The sequence below is a fragment of the Pseudorhizobium marinum genome (genome assembly GCF_000705355.1).
Lineage (GTDB): Bacteria > Pseudomonadota > Alphaproteobacteria > Rhizobiales > Rhizobiaceae > Neorhizobium > Neorhizobium pelagicum.
In genome coordinates, this window is the sequence record NZ_JMQK01000001.1 from 201,169 (window position 1) to 224,410 (window position 23,242).

General features: G+C 63.4%; 20 protein-coding genes, 1 tRNA gene and 1 pseudogene. 18 read left to right on the forward strand and 4 right to left on the reverse strand.

All coding sequences use genetic code 11. From position 1 onward, the window contains the following. Positions 1 to 22: 22 nt before the first annotated feature. The 12 genes from tolR to EO99_RS0101070 all read left to right on the forward strand — a co-directional run bounded on the left by tolR (position 23) and on the right by EO99_RS0101070 (position 15,002). Positions 23 to 478 (forward strand): protein TolR, encoded by a 456-nt coding sequence (gene tolR, locus EO99_RS0101015; protein ID WP_029616788.1) that lies wholly within the window; start codon positions 23 to 25, stop codon positions 476 to 478. 10 nt (positions 479 to 488) lie between these two features. Continuing rightward, positions 489 to 1,610: a hypothetical protein gene (locus EO99_RS0101020; protein WP_029616789.1), complete on the forward strand. Its 1,122-nt coding sequence runs from the start codon at positions 489 to 491 to the stop codon at positions 1,608 to 1,610. A 20-nt stretch (positions 1,611 to 1,630) separates the two neighbouring features. After that, positions 1,631 to 2,935, forward strand: coding sequence for a Tol-Pal system beta propeller repeat protein TolB (gene tolB / locus EO99_RS0101025; RefSeq protein WP_029616790.1), 1,305 nt, complete (start codon positions 1,631 to 1,633; stop codon positions 2,933 to 2,935). 171 nt (positions 2,936 to 3,106) lie between these two features. Further along, positions 3,107 to 3,649: a peptidoglycan-associated lipoprotein Pal gene (pal, locus tag EO99_RS0101030; protein ID WP_029616791.1), complete on the forward strand. Its 543-nt coding sequence runs from the start codon at positions 3,107 to 3,109 to the stop codon at positions 3,647 to 3,649. A gap of 175 nt (positions 3,650 to 3,824) precedes the next feature. Next, on the forward strand, positions 3,825 to 4,832 hold the full coding sequence (ybgF, locus tag EO99_RS0101035) for a tol-pal system protein YbgF (RefSeq protein ID WP_029616792.1): 1,008 nt from the start codon (positions 3,825 to 3,827) through the stop codon (positions 4,830 to 4,832). A 10-nt stretch (positions 4,833 to 4,842) separates the two neighbouring features. After that, positions 4,843 to 6,144 carry a tRNA lysidine(34) synthetase TilS gene (gene tilS / locus EO99_RS0101040; RefSeq protein ID WP_077067021.1) on the forward strand — a complete coding sequence of 434 codons (1,302 nt, stop codon included), beginning with the start codon at positions 4,843 to 4,845 and terminating at the stop codon, positions 6,142 to 6,144. A 99-nt stretch (positions 6,145 to 6,243) separates the two neighbouring features. Further along, positions 6,244 to 8,181 carry an ATP-dependent zinc metalloprotease FtsH gene (gene ftsH / locus EO99_RS0101045; protein WP_029616794.1) on the forward strand — a complete coding sequence of 646 codons (1,938 nt, stop codon included), beginning with the start codon at positions 6,244 to 6,246 and terminating at the stop codon, positions 8,179 to 8,181. A gap of 208 nt (positions 8,182 to 8,389) precedes the next feature. Further along, positions 8,390 to 9,742 carry a phosphoglucosamine mutase gene (glmM, locus tag EO99_RS0101050; protein WP_029616795.1) on the forward strand — a complete coding sequence of 451 codons (1,353 nt, stop codon included), beginning with the start codon at positions 8,390 to 8,392 and terminating at the stop codon, positions 9,740 to 9,742. Between the two features lie 170 nt (positions 9,743 to 9,912). Beyond that, complete coding sequence (locus EO99_RS0101055; protein WP_029616796.1) at positions 9,913 to 10,752, forward strand: outer membrane protein; 840 nt, start codon at positions 9,913 to 9,915, stop codon at positions 10,750 to 10,752. A gap of 185 nt (positions 10,753 to 10,937) precedes the next feature. Then, positions 10,938 to 12,116 carry a phosphoserine transaminase gene (locus EO99_RS0101060; RefSeq protein WP_029616797.1) on the forward strand — a complete coding sequence of 393 codons (1,179 nt, stop codon included), beginning with the start codon at positions 10,938 to 10,940 and terminating at the stop codon, positions 12,114 to 12,116. Between the two features lie 78 nt (positions 12,117 to 12,194). Next, positions 12,195 to 13,790 carry a phosphoglycerate dehydrogenase gene (gene serA / locus EO99_RS0101065; RefSeq protein WP_029616798.1) on the forward strand — a complete coding sequence of 532 codons (1,596 nt, stop codon included), beginning with the start codon at positions 12,195 to 12,197 and terminating at the stop codon, positions 13,788 to 13,790. Positions 13,791 to 13,997: 207 nt separating this feature from the next. Continuing rightward, complete coding sequence (locus tag EO99_RS0101070; RefSeq protein WP_029616799.1) at positions 13,998 to 15,002, forward strand: TIM44-like domain-containing protein; 1,005 nt, start codon at positions 13,998 to 14,000, stop codon at positions 15,000 to 15,002. On the opposite strand, the gene EO99_RS0101075 is transcribed toward EO99_RS0101070, so the two are convergent. After that, positions 14,999 to 15,430 (reverse strand): DUF1810 domain-containing protein, encoded by a 432-nt coding sequence (locus EO99_RS0101075; RefSeq protein WP_029616800.1) that lies wholly within the window; start codon positions 15,428 to 15,430, stop codon positions 14,999 to 15,001. The genes EO99_RS0101070 and EO99_RS0101075 overlap by 4 nt on opposite strands. 105 nt (positions 15,431 to 15,535) lie before the next feature. Here EO99_RS0101075 and EO99_RS0101080 point away from each other — a divergent pair, with 105 nt between their 5' ends. From EO99_RS0101080 to EO99_RS0101095, 4 genes are all read left to right on the forward strand, one after another. Continuing rightward, complete coding sequence (locus EO99_RS0101080) at positions 15,536 to 16,663, forward strand: mechanosensitive ion channel family protein (RefSeq protein WP_037110807.1); 1,128 nt, start codon at positions 15,536 to 15,538, stop codon at positions 16,661 to 16,663. 133 nt (positions 16,664 to 16,796) lie between these two features. After that, positions 16,797 to 17,993: a tRNA 2-thiouridine(34) synthase MnmA gene (gene mnmA / locus EO99_RS0101085; RefSeq protein WP_029616802.1), complete on the forward strand. Its 1,197-nt coding sequence runs from the start codon at positions 16,797 to 16,799 to the stop codon at positions 17,991 to 17,993. Positions 17,994 to 18,138: 145 nt separating this feature from the next. Continuing rightward, positions 18,139 to 18,215, forward strand: a tRNA-Met gene (locus tag EO99_RS0101090). Between the two features lie 312 nt (positions 18,216 to 18,527). Then, positions 18,528 to 19,496: a FecR domain-containing protein gene (locus tag EO99_RS0101095; RefSeq protein ID WP_029616803.1), complete on the forward strand. Its 969-nt coding sequence runs from the start codon at positions 18,528 to 18,530 to the stop codon at positions 19,494 to 19,496. 408 nt (positions 19,497 to 19,904) lie between these two features. Here EO99_RS0101095 and EO99_RS0101105 read toward each other — a convergent pair whose 3' ends face one another. The 3 genes and pseudogenes from EO99_RS0101105 to EO99_RS26530 form a co-directional block, all read right to left on the reverse strand. After that, a complete protein-coding gene (locus tag EO99_RS0101105) occupies positions 19,905 to 20,390 on the reverse strand; it encodes a DUF421 domain-containing protein (RefSeq protein WP_029616804.1) in 486 nt (161 codons plus the stop codon). A 183-nt stretch (positions 20,391 to 20,573) separates the two neighbouring features. Continuing rightward, positions 20,574 to 20,783 (reverse strand): hypothetical protein, encoded by a 210-nt coding sequence (locus EO99_RS25515; RefSeq protein WP_037110809.1) that lies wholly within the window; start codon positions 20,781 to 20,783, stop codon positions 20,574 to 20,576. A 135-nt stretch (positions 20,784 to 20,918) separates the two neighbouring features. Next, positions 20,919 to 21,715: pseudogene (locus EO99_RS26530) on the reverse strand (CBS domain-containing protein). Between the two features lie 223 nt (positions 21,716 to 21,938). Here EO99_RS26530 and EO99_RS0101120 point away from each other — a divergent pair. Together EO99_RS0101120 and EO99_RS0101125 are read left to right on the forward strand one after the other, a co-directional pair. After that, on the forward strand, positions 21,939 to 22,880 hold the full coding sequence (locus tag EO99_RS0101120) for an NAD(P)/FAD-dependent oxidoreductase (RefSeq protein ID WP_077067022.1): 942 nt from the start codon (positions 21,939 to 21,941) through the stop codon (positions 22,878 to 22,880). A gap of 66 nt (positions 22,881 to 22,946) precedes the next feature. Beyond that, positions 22,947 to 23,228, forward strand: a complete 282-nt coding sequence (locus EO99_RS0101125) for a hypothetical protein (RefSeq protein WP_029616806.1) — start codon at positions 22,947 to 22,949, stop codon at positions 23,226 to 23,228. Positions 23,229 to 23,242: the final 14 nt, after the last annotated feature.

Genomic DNA, 23,242 nt, shown 5'->3' on the forward strand with positions numbered 1-23,242 from the left:
CGGTCGAGAAGGAGTCTCCCTCATGGGCATGTCAGCCGGTGGTGCAAAGAATTCAGGTGGCGGTCGCAGACGGCGCGGCGGCCGCAGGAATGCACCCGTCAGCGAGATCAACGTCACGCCGCTCGTCGACGTGATGCTGGTGCTCCTGATCATCTTCATGGTGGCAGCACCGATGATGACCGTCGGCGTGCCGATCGACCTGCCGGAAACGCAGGCGACGGCGATGAATTCGGACACCCAGCCGATCACCGTTTCCGTCAATCCTGCCGGGGAAATCTACCTGCAGGAAACGGCCATCGGGCTCGACGAAGTGGTGCCGAAGCTCGAGGCGATCGCCACCACGGGCTACAGCGAACGCATCTATGTGCGCGGCGATACCGCCGCCGCCTACGGCGTCGTCATGCAGGTCATGGCGCGGATTTCATCGGCAGGGTTCAAGAACATCGGTCTTGTGACCCTCCAGGAACAGGAGCAGTGATCGGTTCGCGATGAAGGCTAGTCTCGGGACATCGCTGGTTCTACACACCGTGGCGCTCGGCTTCGCGCTGGTGTCGCTCGGCACGCCCGCGTCCTTCGACGTGGCCGACGTGGAGGCGTTGCCCGTCGACATCATTCCGGTGGAATCGATCACCCAGATCCAGCAGGGCGACAAGAAGGCTCCGCTCGCGGAGACGGCGGCGCCCGTGCCGACGACAAAGCCGAATATCGTCCAGGATGCCGAGAATGCCGGCGACAACGAGGTCGATCTGAAGGCACCGCCGACGCCGGTTCAACGGCCGATCGAGACGGAAGTCGCGGCCGCTCCCGAAAAGACCGACAATCCGCTTCCGAACCCGACGACCGAAACCAATACGATCAAGGAGATCGTGCCGGAGGAGACGGCGCCGAAGCCGACCGAGGTTGCCGCCCTGCCGGAGACCAAGCCGGAGATCGCACCCGAGCCGACGCCGGAACCGACGCCAGAGCCTGCGCCGGAAGCGGCTGTTGCCGAAGAACTCCCCCTTCCGGACACCATTCCCGTGCCCACCGCACGCCCGCGGCCGGAACCTCCGAAGGAACAGGCAAAGCCTGCCGAGAAGCCTGCGGAGAAGAAGCCCGAGACGCCGAAGGCTGCCGAAAAGCCGAGCGACAAGAAGGTTGCCGACAAGAAGCAGGAAACCGCAAAGTCGACATCATCCAAGGATAGCGACTTCAACGCCGACGAGATCGCGGCGCTGCTCAACAAGCAGGAGGCCTCCGGCGGTGGGGCGAAGCGCTCGACCGAGACGGCCGCACTGGGCGGCAAGAAGACCACCAGCGGTTCTTCGCTCAGCCAGAGCGAGATGGATGCACTGCGCGGTCAGATCCAGAACAACTGGTCGATCATCGCCGGCATCGAGGGTGCCGACGGCGTGATCATCACCGTTTCCATGAAACTGGACGAAACCGGCGCGATCATCGGTCGTCCGGAAGTCACAGCGACCGGCGGTTCCGATACCGCCCGCCGTACCCTCGAAGGAAGCGCGCTCCGTGCCGTGATGCGCTCGGCTCCCTTCAAGAACCTTCCTGTCGAAAAATACGATGCCTGGAGCGAGGTTGTCGTGAATTTCGACCCCAGCGAAATGCTGTAATAGCTGAAAGGCTGAACACTATGATGAAACGCATTTTCATCCGCCTGATGATCGCGTTTGCCGGGATGGCGATGTCCTTCGCACCGGCTTATGCCCTGGTGGAGATCAACATCAACAGGGGCAATGTCGAGCCTCTGCCGATCGCGGTCACCGACTTCATGTCCGGAAACGAACTTGGCGCCCAGATCAGCCAGGTGATCGCCGCCGACCTGCAGCGCTCCGGCCTGTTTGCGCCGGTCAACAAGGCTGCCTTCATCGAGAAGATCAGCAATCCGGATCAGCAGCCGCGCTTCGAGGACTGGAAGGTCATCAATGCGCAGGCACTGGTGACGGGCCGGGTGACGCGCGAGAGCGACGGCCGCCTGCGCGCCGAGTTCCGTCTCTGGGACACGTTCGCCGGCCAGCAGATGACCGGCCAGCAGTTCTTCACGCAGCCGGAAAACTGGCGCCGCGTGGCCCACATCATCGCCGATGCGATCTATGAGCGCGTCACCGGCGAGAAGGGCTACTTCGACACCCGCGTCGTCTTCGTCTCCGAAAGCGGCCCGAAGACTGCCCGCCAGCGCCAGCTCGCGATCATGGACCAGGACGGCTTCAACGTCCGGCAGCTGACCAACGGCAAGGACATCGTGCTGACGCCGCGCTTCTCGCCGAGCCGCCAGGAGGTCACCTATATGTCCTTCGAGGGCGATCAGCCGCGCGTCTACCTGCTGCAGCTGGAAACCGGGCAGCGCGAAGTGGTCGGCAACTTCCCCGGCATGACGTTCTCGCCGCGGTTTTCGCCGGACGGCCAGAAGGTGATCATGAGCCTTCAGCAGGAGGGTAACTCCAACATCTACACTATGGACCTGCGGTCGCGGACGACGACGCGGCTGACGAGCACGGCCGCGATCGACACCTCGCCCTCCTATTCGCCGGATGGATCCCGCATCGTCTTCGAAAGCGATCGCGGCGGACGCCAGCAGCTCTATGTCATGGGGGCCGACGGCTCCGGCCAGACCCGCATCTCCTTCGGCGACGGCTCCTATTCGACGCCGGTCTGGTCGCCGCGCGGCGACCTGATCGCCTTCACCAAGCAGTCGGGCGGCAAGTTCTCGATCGGCGTCATGAAGCCGGATGGCTCGGGCGAGCGCATCCTGACGACCGGCTTCCACAACGAAGGCCCCACCTGGGCGCCGAACGGTCGCGTGCTGATGTTCTTCCGGCAGAACGCCGGGGCAGGGGGACCGCAGCTCTATTCCATCGACCTGACGGGTTACAACGAGCAGCTGGTCAAGACACCGTCCTATGGTTCTGACCCGGCCTGGTCGCCGCTTCTCGAATGATGGCAGAATGCGGACAGGGGCAGCATGCCGCCTCTTTGCCGCCCCAATCTCCTGAAAAGGAGCGGTTGAGGAACACCGAAACGGTTCGTTAACCATATGTATTTCACGTTGATTAACTGCCTCCGGTTAGAATCCGGCAACTCTATTACTTGATCTGAGGAGAGACCGGCTATGAGCCGTACCTACACCCCGGCAATCAGCCGAATGCAGACCCTCGCCCGCAACCCGGCCGTCATCGCGCTGACGCTCGCACTGGCGTTGGCCGGTTGCGCCAACAAGAAGAACCTGCCGAACAATGCCGGCGATCTCGGTCTCGGTGGCGCCGCTGGCGCAGGGGCCTCGACACCCGGTTCGAGCCAGGACTTCACCGTCAACGTCGGCGACCGGATCTTCTTCGACACCGATTCGACGTCGATCCGCGCGGATGCACAGCAGACGCTCGATCGCCAGGCGCAGTGGCTTGCCCGCTATCCGAACTATGCAATCACCGTCGAAGGCCACGCCGACGAACGCGGCACCCGCGAGTACAACCTTGCGCTTGGCGCACGCCGTGCTTCCGCCACGAAGGAATATCTGGCTGCCCGCGGCGTTCCGGCCAACCGTATCCGGACGATCTCCTACGGCAAGGAAAAGCCGGTCGCCGTTTGCGACGACATCTCCTGCTGGTCGCAGAATCGCCGCGCCGTCACGGTGCTCGGCGGCGCCGGCATGTAACGCTGCGATCATCTAACGATATCGTGAAGGCGGTCCTGGGGGCCGCCTTTTTCGTTTCTCCATAGTTTGGCCGAACTTGAGTTGATTTTAGGGGCGGGCTTAGTTGCTTTTTGGCGTGGATTGACAAAATCTGCAGTCGCGCCAAATCGGCGCAGATCAAAGCAGGACGGACGATATGAAGAAAATTGTCTTGGCAGCAATGCTGGGGCTGATGGCGGCGGGCGGCCCCGCCGGGGCATTCTCGTTGCCGGAGCTTTTCCCGCAGCGCGGACAGGTATCGCAGGCGCCGCGCGCGCCGGAGGCACCGATGGTGCTGGCGCAAGCCACCGACGGGCCGATCCGTATCCAGCAGCTGGAGGAGGAAATTCGCCAGCTGAACGGACGTATCGAGGAAATGAGCTTCCAGCTTCTGCAGATGCAGGAGCAGATGCGAAAGACCCAGGAAGACAACGAGTTCCGTTTCCAGGAACTCGAGAAGAGCGAAAACGGAGCGGCCGGGAGACCGGCCGCTACCGCGGCGACGCCGCAGCCCGCAGCGCCGGCCGACGATGTTGCGCGCATCATCGAAACGCCGCCGGTGGGGCAGTCGGGTGCTGCCGAAACGCCGGGGGCACCGGAAACGGTCCTCGGCGCGATCGACTTCGACCAGAACGGCAATCCGCGCAACGTCAGCCGCAATGACGTCGACAATTCCTCCGGCCTGCCGGGCGTCGATCCAGGTCCGGGACTGCCCGCCCAGGGGCAGGCGAACGGAACAAACCCCGGCCAGGTGCCGGATACCCAGCAGACGGCTTCGCTCGGCAGCGAGAGCGACACCTATCAGGTCGCCTACAACCACGTGCTGACCGGCGACTATGCGCTGGCGGAGCAGGGGTTCACCCAGTATCTGAGCGAGTTTCCCGAGGGCGAGCGGGCTGCGGACGCAAGCTTCTGGCTTGGCGAAGCGCAATACTCGCAGGCCAAATACACCGAGTCCGCCAAGACCTTCCTGAACGCCCACCAGACCTACGACAAATCGCCCAAGGCCCCGGAAATGCTCTTGAAGCTCGGCATGTCGCTTGCCGCGCTCGACAATTCCGAAACCGCCTGTGCAACCCTGAGCGAGGTCAAGAAGCGCTACCCGAACGCGCAGCGCCCCGTGCTGGCGAAGGTGTCGTCCGAGCAGAAGCGCCTCGGCTGCTGATCGGCCGCCGGTGTTGACCGCCGCCGATCCTTCCATTCTTTCCGCACCAGAGGCTGTCCGCGTCTTCCTGCAGACGCTTCCTAAGCCCGTGCGCCTTCTCGTTGCAGTTTCCGGCGGCAGCGATTCGACCGGCCTGCTGGTGGCGCTCGCAGCGCATGCAGGCCGGGATGTGGCGCTGACTGCCGTCACCGTCGACCACCGGCTCCGTCCGGAATCCGCCGCCGAGGCTGCGGCCGTCGGAAAGCTCTGTGCCCAGCTCGATATTCCCTATGTGATTCTCGCCTGGACCGACGAGAAGCCGCGCAGCGGCATCTCCGCGGCCGCGCGGGAAGCGCGCTACACCCTGTTGTGCCGTGCCGCCGTGGACATGGGGGCCACGGCGATCGTCACCGGCCACACGCTCGACGACCAGCTGGAGACGGTTGCCATGCGCCGGACCCGCGGAGACGGCTGGGTTCCGGGGCACGCCGGAATGGCGGACGCGGTGCTCCTGCACCGTCGCCACTGGTTGCTGCGGCCTTTTCTGCGGACATGGCGCGAGGACATCCGCGGCTTTCTGCGCGCGGCGGGGCAGGGCTGGAGCGATGATCCTTCCAACGGCGATCTGCGCTACGAGCGGGTCAGGACGAGGGCGAGGCTCCAATCCGCAGATGCCACCGACCTTAGCGATATCGCGGCGGCGGGGGAGCGGCGGCGGGCGCTTTCAGACTGTGCGGCGGCTCTGCTCGCGGAGCAGGCGCAGGTGCATCATGGCGTCCTGATGCATATCCGTCCGTCTGCGCTGGCGGAAGATGCGGCGGTGTTGCGCTATGCGCTGGCGGCCTCGGCTGCCGTGATCGGCGGGCGCGAGCATGGCCCGGCTTCGCAGAGCATGGACCGGGTGATGGACATGGTGGCGGCCCACCGCCTCGACCGCCTGACGGCGGGACGAGTGGTGTTCGATAACCGCCGCAACGGTCTTTTCCTCTGCCGGGAGAACCGCGAACTGCCCGAGATCCAGGCCGCGGCGGGGGAGACGCGCGACTGGGACGGCCGCTTCCGCGTGACGAACAGTGCTGCGGAACCCATGACGATCGGTCCGGCGCGGGTCGACCGACAGGAGGCGCAGGCGCTGTTTCCCGGTGTGCCGGCTTCCATCGCGCTGCGCGCTGCCCGAGGCATGGTGGCGGCACCCGGCGCAGTCTCAATCCTTGCGCCATACGACCGGTTTCTGCCGCAGTTCGACTATAAACTGGCGACGACGTTGGCGGAGCTTTTCGGATGCGACACTTTCCCACCGGTTCCATGGAACGATTCCTCGCGGAAAAGGTAACCAGTCGATCCGGTTCGCCTTGGCAAGCAGTGGGCGGAACCCTATGTTAAGCCGCAAGCAAGGTGGCTTTAGAGCTGCCATACAGTTCCGGGGAGTTCGATGAACCCAAACTTTAGAAATTTTGCCCTCTGGGCAATCATAGCGCTTCTTCTGATTGCGCTGTTCAGCATGTTTCAGACAGCGCCATCGCAGTCGAGCTCCCGAGAAATTCCATACTCGAAGTTCCTGAGTGATGTGGATGCCGGTCTCGTGCGTGAAGTCGTGGTCACGGGCAATCGGGTGATGGGGACCTATGCCGAAAACGGCACCGGGTTTCAGACCTATTCCCCGGTGATCGATGATTCGCTGATCGAGCGCCTTCAGTCGAGGGACGTAACGATCGTGGCGCGCCCCGAGACGGACGGATCCTCCGGCTTCCTCAGCTATCTTGGCACGCTTTTGCCGATGCTGCTGATCCTCGGCGTCTGGCTTTTCTTCATGCGCCAGATGCAGGGCGGCGGCCGTGGCGGCGCGATGGGCTTCGGCAAGTCCAAGGCCAAGCTTCTGACCGAGGCGCACGGACGGGTGACGTTCGAAGACGTTGCCGGTGTCGACGAAGCCAAGCAGGACCTCGAGGAAATCGTCGAATTCCTGCGCGATCCGCAGAAGTTCCAGCGCCTTGGCGGTCGCATTCCGCGGGGCGTGCTGCTGGTCGGCCCTCCGGGAACAGGTAAAACCCTGCTCGCCCGTTCGGTCGCCGGCGAAGCCAATGTACCCTTCTTCACCATCTCCGGTTCGGACTTCGTCGAAATGTTCGTCGGCGTCGGTGCATCTCGCGTGCGCGACATGTTCGAGCAGGCCAAGAAGAACGCGCCCTGCATCATCTTCATCGACGAAATCGATGCCGTCGGTCGGCACCGTGGCGCAGGCCTCGGCGGTGGCAACGACGAGCGTGAGCAGACGCTGAACCAGCTGCTCGTCGAGATGGACGGTTTCGAAGCCAACGAAGGTGTCATCCTGATCGCCGCGACCAACCGTCCCGACGTTCTCGACCCGGCGCTTCTGCGTCCGGGCCGCTTCGACCGCCAGGTCGTCGTCCCGAACCCGGACATCGTCGGCCGCGAGCGCATCCTCAAGGTGCATGCCCGCAACGTTCCGCTGGCACCCAACGTCGACCTCAAGGTGCTGGCTCGCGGAACGCCCGGTTTCTCCGGTGCCGACCTGATGAACCTCGTCAATGAAGCTGCCCTGATGGCTGCGCGCCGCAACAAGCGCATCGTCACCATGGCCGAGTTCGAAGACGCCAAGGACAAGATCATGATGGGCGCGGAACGTCGTTCCTCCGCCATGACCGAAGCCGAAAAGAAGTTGACCGCCTACCACGAGGCCGGCCATGCGATCACCGCACTCAACGTGCCGGTGGCCGATCCCCTGCACAAGGCGACCATCATTCCGCGCGGCCGTTCGCTCGGCATGGTCATGCAGTTGCCGGAAGGCGACCGCTACTCGATGAGCTACAAGTGGATGGTCTCGCGTCTCGTCATCATGATGGGCGGCCGCGTGGCCGAAGAACTGACCTTCGGCAAGGAGAACATCACCTCCGGTGCATCCTCCGATATCGAGCAGGCCACCAAGCTTGCCCGCGCCATGGTCACCCAGTGGGGCTTCTCCGACATCCTCGGACAGGTGGCCTATGGCGAGAACCAGCAGGAGGTCTTCCTCGGCCATTCCGTGTCGCAGTCTAAGAATGTGTCGGAATCGACGGCACAGAAGATCGATACCGAAGTGCGCCGGCTGATCGACGAGGCCTATACGGAAGCCCGTCGCATCCTGACGGAAAAGCATGACGAGTTCGTCATCCTCGCCGAAGGACTTCTCGAGTACGAGACGCTCTCGGGCGAAGAGATCAAGTCCTTGATCAAGGGGCAGAAACCTTCGCGGGATACGGGCGACGACACGTCGCCGCCGCGCGGATCGGCCGTCCCCAGTGCCGGCGTCAAGAAGGACGAGACCAAGGGCGGCGAGCCTGAAGGCGGCCTTGAGCCCCAGCCGCACTGACATCGGCGCAGCACCGAACAAAAAGGCCATCCGCGAAAGCGGGTGGCCTTTGTCCGTTGGTAACGGGATGTAATCGGTTTTGACGCTAATTTAAGTGTCTCGATGGGGAAACTGTGGCATGACCGCAGCCCCTGGGGACATTGTCTCTCCCAGACCGCGGCGCATGCCGCGATGACGCGCCATGAGGCGCGGTGACGAAGGAGCATGTATGACACGCCGATATTTTGGCACCGATGGAATTCGCGGACATTCCAACACCTTCCCGATGACGCCGGACCTCGCCATGCGCGTCGGTATCGCCGTCGGGACGATCTTTCGCAACGGCAGCCACCGCCATCGGGTGGTGATCGGCAAGGACACGCGTCTCTCCGGCTACATGCTGGAAAATGCGATGGTTGCCGGCTTCACCGCCGCCGGCCTCGACGCCTTCATCCTCGGACCCATCCCGACGCCGGCCGTCGCCATGTTGACCCGCTCGCTGCGGGCCGATGTCGGCGTGATGATCTCGGCCTCCCACAATCCCTATCAGGACAACGGCATCAAGCTCTTCGGCCCCGACGGCTACAAGCTTTCCGACGAACTGGAGATGCAGATCGAGGACCTGATCGACAAGGACCTGACGCAGCAGCTTGCGAAGTCCGCCGATATCGGCCGGGCGAAACGCATCGACGGTGTCGACGACCGCTATGTGGAGCATGCCAAGCGGACGCTGCCGCGCGACGTCACCCTGCAGGGTCTGCGGGTGGTCGTCGATTGCGCCAATGGCGCTGCCTACAAGGTCGCCCCGACGGCACTCTGGGAGATGGGTGCCGACGTCGTGACGATGGGCAACGAGCCGAACGGCCGAAACATCAACCTCGACTGCGGTTCGACCAGCCCGGGCGCGCTTCAGAAGAAGGTTCACGAGGTGAGGGCGGATATCGGCATCGCCCTCGATGGGGATGCCGACCGGGTCATCATCGTCGACGAGACCGGCGCGGTCGTCGATGGCGACCAGCTGATGGCGGTGATCGCCGAAAGCTGGGCGGCGGAGGACAAGCTTCGCGGCGGCGGGATCGTCGCAACCGTCATGTCGAACCTCGGCCTCGAGCGCTTTCTCACGTCCAAGGGCCTGAACCTCGCCCGCACCAAGGTCGGCGACCGCTATGTGGTCGAGCATATGCGCAGCCATGATTTCAACGTCGGGGGCGAGCAGTCCGGCCACATCGTCATGTCGGATTTCGGTACCACCGGCGACGGCCTCGTCGCGGCGCTGCAGATCCTGGCGCGGGTGAAGCGGCTGGGCATTCCAGTCAGCGAACTCTGCCGGCGGTTCGAACCGGTGCCGCAGCTACTGAAGAACGTACGTTTCCAGGGCGGCAAGCCGCTCGACGACATTATCGTGCAGCAGGCGATCGCCGATGCCGAGTCGGAGCTTGCGGGCAGGGGACGCCTCGTCATCCGTCCGTCGGGCACCGAGCCGCTGATCCGCGTCATGGCGGAAGGCGACGACGAAAGACAGATCCACCGGATCGTCAACGAGCTGATCGGCGTCATTTCGAACGTACGCAGCGTCGCCTGACACGAGCGAAATTCTACTAAGAAAAGCCGGCCTTGCGCCGGCTTTTTGTTTCGGTCTTGGTAAATTAGTATAGTTAAGCGGCTCTTTACCTTTCCGGCTCATTATCCATCCAGGATCAACCGATTGGCGCGTGCGCGACAGCCAATGATGACGAGCTTGGAGATGAAGCCATGAAAAAGAGCCTGCTGGGCGCAGCCACGTTGTTGCTGACGGTCGGTGCCGCCCATTCTGCCGATGTGTACCAGCCCGAACCGCTCCCCTTCATGGATGCTCCTGAAATCACCGTGAAGGAGGCCAGTGGCTGGTATCTTCGCGGCGATGTCGGCTATTCGTTCAACAAGACCCGCGGCGCCGAGTTCATGCAGGGCGGCGATCCGTCCCAGTATGTGGACTTCAATACCACTTCGCTGAAGGACAGCTTCCTGATCGGTGGCGGTGTCGGTTACCAGATCAACAACTATCTGCGCACCGACCTGACCTTCGACTACATGAAGTCGGACTTCGAAGGATCGACAATCGGCGGTGGCGCGGACTTTGGCGCCTGCGTCGGACCCTGCACATCGCGGGATCTCTCCACAATGCATGCCTATTCGCTGCTTGCCAACGCCTATGTGGATCTCGGGACCTATGGCTCCGTCACACCCTATGTAGGTGCCGGTATCGGTGGTACCTATGTGGACTGGAAGAACCTGCGCAACACCTCCTGCGCCGATGATGGCAGTAGCTGTGACGACACGGTCGAGCACGACGGGCACGGCAGCTGGCGCTTCACCTACGCTCTGATGGCCGGCGCGACCGTCGACATTACCTGCGCCGTCAAGGCCGACGTCGGCTATCGCTTCCGTCACGTCACCGGCGGCGATATGTTTGGCTACAACGAAGGCGGCGGCCCCGGTCGGGACAAGGGCTTCTACAGCCACGAGGCCCGTGTTGGCGCTCGCTACGTCTTCGGTGGCTGCGATACCCCGGTGGCCTACGAGCCTCCGCTGGAGCCGATCGTCTACAAGTAAGCTTCTCGACTATTTGCAAAAGCCGTCCGGTTCCACCGGGCGGCTTTTGCTTTGGCCGGAGGAAATGCGACCGCAACCGGCTCGCGCGCGACATTTGTCGCTTGACTAAGACAGTGCTCAGGACTACCCAAGCGAGTGGGACACCCTTCCCCAACGAAGGGCTTTCTATCTGGAAGGATAGCCACATGAGCGATATCACCAAGCCGGACCTGCGTCCGGAAAACACCCATTTTTCTTCTGGCCCATGCTCGAAGCGCCCCGGTTGGACGCTTGAAGCTCTCTCCGATGCACCGCTCGGTCGTTCGCACCGCGCCAAGGTCGGCAAGGCGAAGCTGAAGCAGGCCATCGATCTCACCCGTGAAATTCTGAACGTGCCGGCGGACTACCGCATCGGCATCGTGCCCGCTTCCGATACCGGCGCGGTCGAGATGGCGCTCTGGTCGCTGCTCGGCGAGCGCGGCGTCGATATGCTGTCCTGGGAAAGCTTCGGCGCCGGCTGGGTGACGGATGTCGTCAAGCAGCTGAAGCTCAAGGACGTGCGCAAGTTCGAGGCCGACTACGGCCTGCTGCCGAACCTGGCAGAGGTGGACTTCGATCGCGATGTCGTCTTCACCTGGAACGGCACCACCTCCGGCGTCCGCGTTCCCAATGCCGATTTCATTCCGGCCGACCGCAAGGGCCTGACGATCTGCGACGCCACCTCGGCCGCGTTCGCGCAGGACATGGACTTCTCCAAGCTCGACGTCGTCACCTTCTCCTGGCAGAAGGTGCTGGGCGGCGAGGGCGGCCACGGCATGCTGATCCTGTCGCCGCGCGCCGTCGAACGCCTGGAAAGCTATGTCCCGGCCTGGCCGCTGCCGAAGATCTTCCGCATGACCAAGGGCGGCAAGCTGATCGAGGGCATCTTCACCGGTGAGACGATCAACACGCCGTCGATGCTCTGCGTCGAGGACTATCTCGATGCGCTGGCCTGGGCCAAGTCGCTCGGCGGCCTCAAGGCCCTGATCGCCCGCGCCGATGCCAACGCCAAGGTCATCTTCGACTTCGTCGCGAAGAACGACTGGATCGCCAATCTCGCCGTCAAGGACGAGACGCGGTCGAACACGTCGGTGTGCCTCAAGATCGTCGATCCCGACATCGCCGCGCTTGATGCCGATGCACAGGCGGCCTTCGCCAAGGGCATGGTCTCCATGCTCGAGAAGGAGGGCGTCGCTCTCGACATCGGCGCCTATCGCGACGCACCGTCCGGTCTGCGGATCTGGGCCGGTGCCACGATCGAGACGGCGGACATGCAGGCTCTGATGCCGTGGCTCGGCTGGGCGTTCGAGACGCAGAAGGCCGCGCTTTCGAAGGCTGCCGCCTGACCCCTGCTGCGTGAGGCTCCGCCGCAAGGGCGGAGCCTGCATTTCCATTCACCGTTGAACCTATTCAGGAGGCCTCACATGGCACCTCGCGTTCTCGTATCCGACGAACTGTCGGAAACCGCCGTCCAGATCTTCCGTGATCGCGGCGTCGATGTCGATTTCCAGCCGCAGCTCGGCAAGGACAAGGAAAAGCTCGCCGAAATCATCGGCAACTACGACGGTCTGGCCATCCGCTCCGCCACCAAGGCGACGGAAAAGCTGATCGCTGCTGCGACCAACCTCAAGGTCATCGGCCGCGCCGGCATCGGCGTCGACAATGTCGACATCCAGGCCGCCTCGCGCCGCGGCATCATTGTCATGAACACGCCCTTCGGCAATTCGATCACGACGGCCGAGCACGCCATCGCGCTGATGTTTGCCGTTGCCCGCCAGCTGCCGGCCGCCGATGCCTCCACCCAGGCCGGCAAGTGGGAGAAGTCGAAGTTCATGGGCGTCGAGATCACCGGCAAGACGCTCGGCGTCATCGGCGCCGGCAACATCGGCGGCATCGTCTGCCGCAAGGCGATCGGGCTGGGCATGCATGTGCTGGCTTATGACCCCTTCCTGTCGGCCGAGCGGGCCCAGGAGATGGGCGTCACCAAGGTCGAGCTCGACGATCTGCTGGCGAAAGCCGACTTCATCACCCTGCATGTGCCGATGACCGACAAGACGCGCGGCATCCTCGGCAAGGAAGCGCTCGCCAAGACCAAGCCCGGCGTGCGCATCATCAACTGCGCCCGCGGCGGGCTGGTCGACGAGGCAGCGCTTGCCGACGCCATCAAGTCGGGCCACGTGGCCGGTGCCGGCTTCGACGTCTTCGAGGTCGAGCCCGCGACGGAAAGCCCGCTCTTCGGTCTGCCGAACGTCGTCTGCACGCCGCATCTGGGCGCCGCGACCACGGAAGCGCAGGAGAATGTCGCATTGCAGGTGGCCGAGCAGATGTCGGACTATCTGATCAAGGGCGCCGTCTCCAACGCCATCAACATGCCTTCGATCACGGCGGAAGAAGCACCGATCCTGAAGCCCTTCATCCGCCTGGCGGATGTTCTGGGCGCCTTCGTCGGTCAGGTGACCGAGAGCGCGATCAAGGAAATCGAGATCCTCTACGACGGCTCGACGGCCGAGATGAACACCAAGGCGCTGACCAGCGCGCTTCTGGCGGGTCTCATCCGCAACCAGGTGTCGGACGTCAACATGGTTTCAGCGCCGATCATGATCAAGGAAAAGGGCATCGTGCTTTCCGAGGTCAAGCGCGACAAGACGGGCGTCTACGACGGCTACATCAAGCTGACGGTGACGACGCAGAACCAGACGCGTTCGATTGCCGGTACCGTGTTCTCCGACGGCAAGCCGCGCTTCATCCAGATCAAGGGCATCAACATGGATGCCGATGTCGGTCAGAACATGATCTACATCTCCAACACCGACGTTCCCGGCATGATCGGCTTCATGGGCACGACGCTTGGCGAGGGCGGCGTCAACATCGCCAACTTCCAGCTCGGCCGCGACCAGCAGGGCGGTGACGCTATTGCGCTGCTCTATGTGGACGCGCCGGTGAAGCAGGAGGTTCTCGACAAGCTGACGGCGAACCCGGCCATCCGCCAGGCAAAGCCGCTGGTGTTCAACGTCGACTGATCCGTTTTTCATGGACAAGAGAAAGGCCCGGCAGAGTTGCGCCGGGCCTTCTTTCATTTTGGGCTGTGGCACGCGGCTGACGATCCGAGAAAAACCACAAAAGGACCGGTCACTTCTGCGCCAGTTGCCGAAACGCTCTTAAAAAGCAGGGCAACAATCGCTATATGCCTCCCAGTCCGCGCGCTTGCGGATCGTGAGGAGATCAGAATGTTTTCATCCATCCGCCGCTTCAAGAGCGTGTTTGCCATCGCGGCCCTTGCGATGGCCTTCTCTTTGGCGGCCGTCGATTTCGCGGAAGCCCGCCGTGGCGGTGGTTTTGGCAGCCGTGGCAGCCGTACCTTCAACACGCCCGCCGTTACCCGGACTGCGCCGAATCCGGCTGCACCGGTCGATCGCACCATGACGCCCGGCACGCAGCGCAACGCCGCGACGCCGAATGCCGCTGGACAGGCTGCGCCGCAGAGCCGCGGACTTTTCGGCGGTCTCGCCGGCGGCCTTCTGGGCGGCCTCTTCCTCGGCGGCCTCTTCGGCATGCTGATGGGCTCGGGCTTCGGCGGTGCCGCAGGCTTCCTCGGCATGCTGCTGCAGGTCGCGCTGATTGCGGGTCTGGCCATGCTCGCCATGCGCTTCTTCGCGCGCCGTCAGCAGACGGCCAATGGTCCGGCCGGAACGAGTGCACGCAATTCCTATGAGGCGCCCCAGCAGCAGGGCGGCTCGTCGTTCCAGATCCCGAAGATGGGTTCGCTCAGCGGCGGCGCTGCCGCAGGTGCCGCATCCGCGCCGCGCCAGGCATCCGATGCCACCGACGAGATCGGCGTGACCAGCCGCGACCTCGCGCTTTTCGAGAAGCTTCTGGAGCAGGTTCAGGCGGCCTATGCCGCCGAGGACTACGCGGCCTTGCGGGCGATCACCACGCCGGAAGCCATGTCCTATCTTGCCGAGGAACTGGGCGAGAACGCCACCAACGGTCTCAAGAACGAGGTTCGCGACGTGACGCTGCTGCAGGGCGACCTCTCCGAGGCATGGCGCGAAAACGGCATGGAGTATGCCACCGTCGCGATGCGCTACTCGAGCATCGACGTCATGCGTGACCGCGATACCGGTGCGGTAACGAAGGGCGATCCCGATGTCGCCACGGAGACCGTCGAAATCTGGACCTTCGTGCGCAAGCCGGCGCAGGAGTGGAAACTCTCGGCGATCCAGACGGCCTAGTCACCCAGGCGCGCGACGGTCTTTTCGTCGCGGTTGCCTCCATAGAACACCGCAAGGGCTCGCTCGAAAGGCGAGCCCTTTTCGCTGACGGCTGCAAAGAGCGTCATGCAGCTCCTGAACTTCATGTCGTCCGGAGAGCCGAGAATGGCATTCGCGCTCGTGCCTTCATGCTGCAGCATCAGCTGCGTGCATTCGACAAGTCTCGGACCCAGCACCGGGTGACGCAGGTAGGCTTCGGCTTCGGCGCGCGAGCCGATCGCGTATCGCTCGGCAATCGGGGAAGAGCCCAGCCCTTCCACCTGCGGAAAGACGAACCACATCCAGTGGGAGCGCTTAGCGCCCTGCTGCAATTCGGCCAGCACCTGCCTGTAGACGGGCGCCTGCGCCTGCGTGAAGCGCTCCAGATCGAAGCCGTTCGACGGTCGCATCCTGTTCCTCCCTGGCTTGTTATGCTGCTACGTCAAAAGTCGCCAGGCGTGAAAATGTTGCAACAGGCCTTTTCGCTGCTGCGTTGCACCCTACCATTAGGCTGCATGGAAGCACGACTGGAACAATACATTCACGCGTTCGTCCGCTGGGTGCCCGACCCGATCCTGAGCATGCTGATCCTGCTCCTGTCGTTCGTGCTCGGGCTGCTCATCCACAAGATCGTCTTCAGGATCTCGACCCGGGTGGCGGAAAAACGCGATCTGTTCTGGCGCTCCCTCGTGCAGCGCACGCGGCGGCCTGTGAGGCTGGCGATCCTGACCTGGACACTGTCGCTCGGCGTCGTGGTGGCGCCCTTGAGCGCAAACGCGGAGAGTGTGCTGCGGCACATCCTGTTACTCTGCTTCATCGTGGTGATCGGCTGGATGGCGCGCACCGCCCTGCATATCTGGACGACGGTCTACCTCAGGCGCTTCAAGCTCGACGCGGAAGACAATCTGCTGGCCCGCAAGCATGTGACGCAGTCGCGGATCCTGGAGCGGGTCGCGGTGACCGTCATCATCGCCTTCACCATTTCGGCGGCGCTGATGAGTTTTCCGGGCGTTCGCCAGTACGGCGTGTCGCTGATGGCCTCTGCCGGTGTCGCCGGTATCGTTCTCGGCTTGGCGCTGCAGCCGGTGCTGAAGAACCTCTTTGCCGGCATCCAGCTGGCGATCACGCAGCCGATCCGCATCGACGATGCGCTGCTGGTCGAAGGGGAGTGGGGCAATGTCGAAGAGATCACCTCCACCTATGTCGTCGTCAAGCTCTGGGACTGGCGTCGCCTCATCCTGCCGCTCGGCTACTTCATCGATACGCCGTTCCAGAACTGGACGCGCGAGGGATCGGCACTGATCGGCACGGTGATCATCTACCTGGACTACAGCGTGCCGGTGGCCGAGGTCCGCCGCAAGGTGGAGGAGATCGCAGCCAATTCGGCGCTCTGGGACCGCGATGTCGTCAACGTCGCCGTCACCGACTTCAAGGAAAGCGTCATGGAGGTCCGCATCCTTGTCTCCGCCAGCAATGCGGGGCGTGCGTTCGACCTGCGCTGCGAGGTGCGCGAGAAGCTGATCGACTTCATCCAGCAGACCTATCCGTCCGGCCTGCCGAAGGTGCGCGCGGAGGGATCGGCCGATGCGAGGGGGCAGGCGGTGGCCGCGGAGGCTTCACAGGCGACCGCGCCGACACTGTGAGAACAGCCGCGCTTGCACGGGCGGCCAATCCTTTCTATATCCGGGGCAAGAACAGCCTGGCGCGGCCGAACCCGCCCCAGGCAATGCCGCCGCTTTCATGCAGGCCGGCGCCCGAGCGACTGAGAGAGTTCCTGTGAATACGCTGGATTTTGACAAGAGGCCGGAAGACACGCGCATCGTCGTCGCCATGTCGGGCGGCGTGGATTCCTCCGTTGTGGCGGGGCTCCTGAAGCGCCAGGGCTATGACGTGCTCGGCATCACGCTGCAGCTCTACGACCATGGCGCGGCCGTTCATCGCGCCGGCTCCTGCTGTGCCGGCCAGGACATCGACGATGCCCGCCGCGTCTCCGAGACGCTCGGCATTCCCCATTACGTGCTCGACTACGAGAAGCGTTTTCGCGATGCGGTGATCAACCCGTTCGCCGAGGCCTATGCGATGGGCGAGACGCCGATCCCTTGCGTGGCCTGCAACCAGACCGTCAAATTCGCCGACCTGCTGGCGACGGCGAAGGAACTCGGCGCCGACGCGCTGGCGACCGGCCACTACATCCGCTCGCGGCCGAACCCGATCCCCGGCAATCCCGGCCGCCGCGCGCTCTACCGGCCGATCGACAGCGACCGCGACCAGAGCTGGTTCCTGTTTGCCACGACGCAGGAACAGATCGACTACCTGCGCTTTCCGCTCGGCGGCATGTCGAAGGCAGAGGTGAGGGCGCTTGCCGAGGACATGGGCCTCGTTGTCGCCAAGAAGGCCGACAGCCAGGACATCTGCTTCGTGCCGCAGGGGCGCTATACGGACATCATCAACAAGGTCCGACCGAATTCGGCGCTCGGCGGCGACATCGTGCATATGGACGGGCGCGTGCTCGGACAGCACGAGGGCATCCTTCACTACACGATCGGCCAGCGCCGCGGCATTGGCGTGGCCACCGGTGATCCGCTCTACGTGGTCTATCTCGATGCCCGCGGACGCCGGGTCATCGTCGGGCCGAAGGAGGCGCTGGATACGCGGCGCGTCTACCTGCGCGACGTAAACTGGCTGGGCGATGGTTCGCTCGAGGAGGATGCTGCCGGCGGCTTCTCCTGCTTTGCCAAGGTGCGCTCCACGCGTCCGCCGACGCCGGTAACGCTGCGCTGCGACGACCGGGGTGTCTATGTCGACCTGACGATCGGCGAAGCCGGCGTGGCACCCGGCCAGGCCTGCGTCCTCTATTCGGCGGAAGGCCCCGATTCCCGCGTCTGGGGCGGCGGCTTCATCGAACGGTCCGAACGGGCACCGGAAGCGGAAGCCGCGCTGAAGGCCCTGCTTTCCACACCCGTCGCCGCCTGACCTGTGCACGGGCGGCAGGCGCGGGTTTTCATTCGCGAAATTGAAAAGACCGCGCTTGACACTGCCACGACGCGGGTTTTATAAGCCGCACATCCAAACGGGCCCGCCCTTCAGCACGCTGAAATTCAAGGCAGGTTTTCCGTGTGGCGGGGTAGCTCAGGTGGTTAGAGCAGCGGAATCATAATCCGCGTGTCGGGGGTTCGAGTCCCTCTCCCGCTACCATTTTTCCCATACAGACCCAGGCACATATCTAAGGTTTTTCACCTGACACATGGGTGCCAGCCTCCTGATTGGCGATGGGCTGCGTGTGCTCTGCTCCAGAGCGATCTGCCCAAATCGCTGCGCATGAAGCCGGAGCTTCCTGCGGTGGTTTTTCATTTCAGTGGGCAATGTCGCCTGCGTCTTCAGCGGCAGATGCAGGCGCTGGGGACGTGAAAGCTGGGCGGCTATCACATTTGATAAAATACAATTTCGTAAATCAAGAGATTCTTAAATGGGGAGCTTGTAAATTAGCATTCATTAATAGGAGTTTTCATGCATTACGTTCGCTCTCTTGTCCTTCTTTTCGTCCTCTCCCTTTGTCCTACCATCGCCATCGCAAAGGACTGGGTCGTGGCCAAGACCACCACCCAGGTCAGTTATACGATCGACAAGGCGACCTGGGACGCTGTTGCTGTCGGCATGGTGATCCCGAGCAAGGCATGGATCTCCACCGGTCCGCGCGGCCGGGTGACGCTGACCAGGGGCGAAGAGAGCCTGTCGCTCAGCCCCAATACCCTGGGCTCGGTGGTCACGCATGAAGGCCTGTTCTCGCGCAAGACGGAAGTTGTTCAGCAGACCGGGGAGATTGCCCTCGATATCGAGAAGCGCAGCAGTCCCCATACCTATGTTCACACGCCCTTCCTGGCGGCCGTGGTGAAGGGAACGACCTTTACCGTCACGGTGACGCCGCAGGATGCCTCCGTCTCTGTCGAGACCGGCTTGGTGCAGGTGTCTTCCTTCACAGGTGGGGAAAGCGCCGATGTGGGGCCGGGCCAGCAGGCAACGGTGGACCAGAACCAGACGATGTCGGTTGCAGGCGTCGATGCCGCGCCTTCCGTCACCGCGGTTGAGCCGACTCGCGCCAATGTTCCGGCGGTCAATCAGGCTGCTCCGCTCGGAGCCGACCTCGGGCTCAGCGCCTTCGGCGACCAGAGCGCGCAAAGCGAAGATGTCGGTACCAACGGCGTCGCGGGCGAGAGCAGTGGTGGCGACAACAGCTTCAATGAAAGCGGCTTCAGCAAGGGCAATGAGGGCCAGGGCCTCGGCAATGCCGGCGGCAACAGCAGCGACCGGGCCGACAATGCTGGAAACAGTGGCAACGGAAAAGGCAATGGCAACGGTCCCGGGAACGGGAACGGTCCCGGGCATGGCAAAGGCCATGGACAGGGACAGGGACAGGGACATGGTAAGGGCCACGGACATGGCCACGGAAACGGGCATGACCACGATGACGATGACTGATGCCTGATGCTTGGGGGGCGGGGCCCCCTAAGCCGGCCATGCCACTTAGCCGTCGATCACGGCCGCCCTTTACGAGACGGCAAGAGCATCAAGACCACCTTTTCAACCGACACCAGCCAGACATAAATATGGAGAGAATTCCGTGAGACTTATCATCCTGTTCGCCGTCGTCACCCTGGTCGGCTGTGCCACCACCGAGCCTTCCTATTATGAACCGCCAACGACGACGCCGATCTACAAATAGGCATCAGCGGCGGCTCGTCCGCTGAAGGGCGGACATCTTCCGAATCGTCCATATTGGCGGGGCAGGGCCTCACCCGGGGACCTGCCACCAGGTACGACGATCGGTAGGGCGATTTTGAGGTTGTGCGCCCCTGCCACGGGCGCCGCGGATGTCGCCCCTGTCGATCACCCCTTGCGTGGAATGACGCTGAGAGAACCGTCGCTTTCGAGGATCACCGCTTCCACCTGGTCGAGGTCATCGAGGCCCTGCGAGCGCACGGCGGAAAGGACCTCGTCTTCGGTCAGCCGCTGGTCGAGGAGGGCGGCGCTGCAGTAGCTTCCGCTGCGGGCCAGCAGTGTCGGTTGCGACCGCACCAGCTTGGCGAAGTCCTTGGATCGCACCGACAGAAAGGTGACGAGATACTGGAGCGCGATAAGAAGGCCGAGCGCGGTGGCGCCTTCCGCCAGCGCAATCGCTTCCTGGAGCAGGACGGCCGACAGGGTGGAGCCAAGGGCAACTGTCACCACCAGGTCAAAGGCATTCATCTTGGCCAGTGTCCGCTTGCCCGAGATGCGCACGAACAGGACCAGCACGACATAGGCGAGCGTCCCGACGATCAAGGTTCGGATGATGCCTGACCACCCTTGGAAAAACAGTTCACTCCAGTCCACGGACTTCCCTCCATTCAAGCAACGGGAACCGCAGAGGTGCCGGAAGGTTCCGCGAGCGTCGACCAATGGAGGGTGGGGGTGCAGTTCGCACTGCCGAAGGACCACGGACGGCCCTTCGGCCGTGCCTTCCGTGAGCATGTCGCGCGACAGGACCGGCTCATCTGTCCCGTGGTGGCGGTCGCCTCACAGCGAGAGGCCCGACTCCCGGCGCAGCTTGAGGGCAATCGTCAGGATTGTTCTGGTTCTGAAGGCGACGAAGGGTACAGGCTCGTGGCGAGCCTCCGCAGTGCGGATCTTCATTTCCATATAGTCGATGGCAGCGGCAATCTCGTCGCTGTCCACCGTGTCATCCTGAGCAAGCGTATTTGCCATGGCCGCAAGTTTGTTTCGCATGGCACCCCCTAACTCGCTTCCTAAGAGTAGCTTCCTTAAGCGATGCGCCATTCTGGACCGATGTTGCGCTGCATTCAACTATGAGCAGCAATAATTTTAGTCCTTGGTAAACTGCTGGGACCTGCCTGGCAGGCCCTATCCAGCTGCGACAACGGTTGTCGTTCCGTCGGGTGCGAAAGGCGTCCGCTGGCTTTGGAAAAGCGCCGCAATGAGATCCGACTGCGTGATGATGCCGACGACATGATTGCAGTGATTGACGACAGGCATGTGATGCAGGCCCATGTCAGCCATGGGCGGCACGAGCTTGGCGATCATCGTTTCCGGCAGTGCCGATTGAACGCGCCGCGTCATGACGTCCGCGACACTGCGCGGGGCACCCTTGCCCGGGAGTATGCGCCCCGCCCTGGCGCGCAGGCTCAAGGCTCCGTGCTCGTTCAAAACGGACATGCGCATGAAGTCGGTCTGCGTCACGATCCCCACGAGCTGGCCGTCCGCGTCCACCACCGGAAGGGCCTTGTGCGGGCTCCGCATCAGCTGCTGCCACGCCCGGCGCAGGCTCGTCTGCGGTGCGATGGTGACGACATCGCGGGACATGATCTGCTCGCAGGTGAGGACACGGCGATCGCGGTGCTGGCGGCAATCACCGGATCCTCGATCAGCAGCGCACAGGTGACGCCAACGGTCGCCGAGACGATGTTGCCGCCGAGGATCGACCACGGCTGCGCCAGGGGGCTGCTTGGGGCGGCAAACAGCAGGACGGCGGAAGCTCCCATGGGCGCGATCAGAAGCGGGAAGGCACCGCTGTCGCCGATCGCCAGCCGGCTCAGCAGACCGGTCAGCAGAATGCCGAGCAGCGCGCCGACGGAGGCGCGGATACGCTCGGCAGGGCTTACGGGGACGATCGATGGATTGAGGCGTCGGAGAAAGGACATGGACCCTGTCGCGGTGCTGGAGACCGTGGACTAGCAGAGGATCTGCCGACATAATAGGCATGTTGCCCTAAAGCTCGTCTGTCGCTTGGAAAATCCGTCCGGCGATGGGTGGTGCGAGGCGACTTCATGCAGAGATGCCGCAGGCGTGCCGCCGAGCTGGAACTTCCGGCCGTCTCCCCTCGTTAACGGCGCTTGCCGACGATCGAATCCGAGGAGACCACACATGCTTGGCAGAGGCTCGGACGAGCTCGCCGTTTCCGACAGTCCGTTCGACTGTATCATCCTGGGCGGCGGTCCGGGCGGAATGACGGCTGCGATCTACCTGGCGCGGATGAACCGGAAGACCCTGCTGGTCGACGGCGGGCGCAGCCGGGCGCGCCTCATCCCGCGTTCCTACAACCATCCCGGCTTTCCCGGCGGCGTCATCGGCCGCGATCTGCTTGCCCGGATGCGCGAGCAGATCGAGGAACTGGGGGTGCCGGTGGTCGAGGGAGAGGCTGCGCAGTTCGAACGCACGGCAGACGGTTTCTTCAAGGCAGATATCAGGGGGCGGCTCGTCCTGGGCCAGAACGTCATCTTCGCCACGGGACTGGAAGACAACATGCCGCCTCTCGATCATGCCCATGATCTGGTGGCGGAGGGATATCTGCGCATCTGCCCGATTTGCGACGGCTACGAGATCGCCGGGCGGCCGGCGGTGGTCATCGGTGCAACCATGCGTGCGGTGGCGGAGGCGCGCTTCCTGAAGGCCTTCACCCCCACCATTGCGATCGCTACGCTCGGCGAGGCGCCGCAGTGGGACGAGGAGACGCAGGCTGCCTTGCGGGAAGAGAACATCGAGGTCGTCGTCGAACCTCTTTCGTCGTTCACAAAGACGGGCGAAGACGACATGGACATGATGTTTGGCAACGGTAAGCTGTTCAGGGGCGTCGTCGTCTATGCCGCGCTCGGCGTCAGGCCCCGTTCGCAGGTGGCGGCACAGCTCGGGGTCCGGCTCGAGGAGGACGGTCGCATCAACACCGGAGCGCATCAGGAAACCAATGTCGAGGGTTGCTTCGGCGTCGGAGATGTGGTGACGGGCCTGAACCAGATCGGTGTCGCCATGGCGCATGGCGAGGTCGCGGCCGTCGCCGTTCACAACCGGCTGCGTACCGGAAGCAGATGAGCGCTGGAACTCCCCTATCCGCGCCGTGTTGAAGCCTTGCTGAACAGAAGAAAGGTCAGGTGCCTCTTGAAACAGTTATTTCCCCTCGTCGGGCTGGCGATCGCGCTGGCTGCCTGCACCTCGGTTTCGCCCGATGCGCCGGGGCTCGAACCCATTCCCGGCAGCATCACCTATGGCGGCCAGCCGCGGACGCGTTTGACGAAGGCGCCGATCGGAAGTCCCGTCAACCATCAGTTCCGCAACGAGTTCGGCCAGAGGGTCGAGGAACGCTACGTCATCCAGCCGGACCGCAGCCTGAAGCTCGTCACCCGCCGTGTCTATCGCGGCTGGCCGTTCAGCGACGACTGAATGCAAGAAGAGCC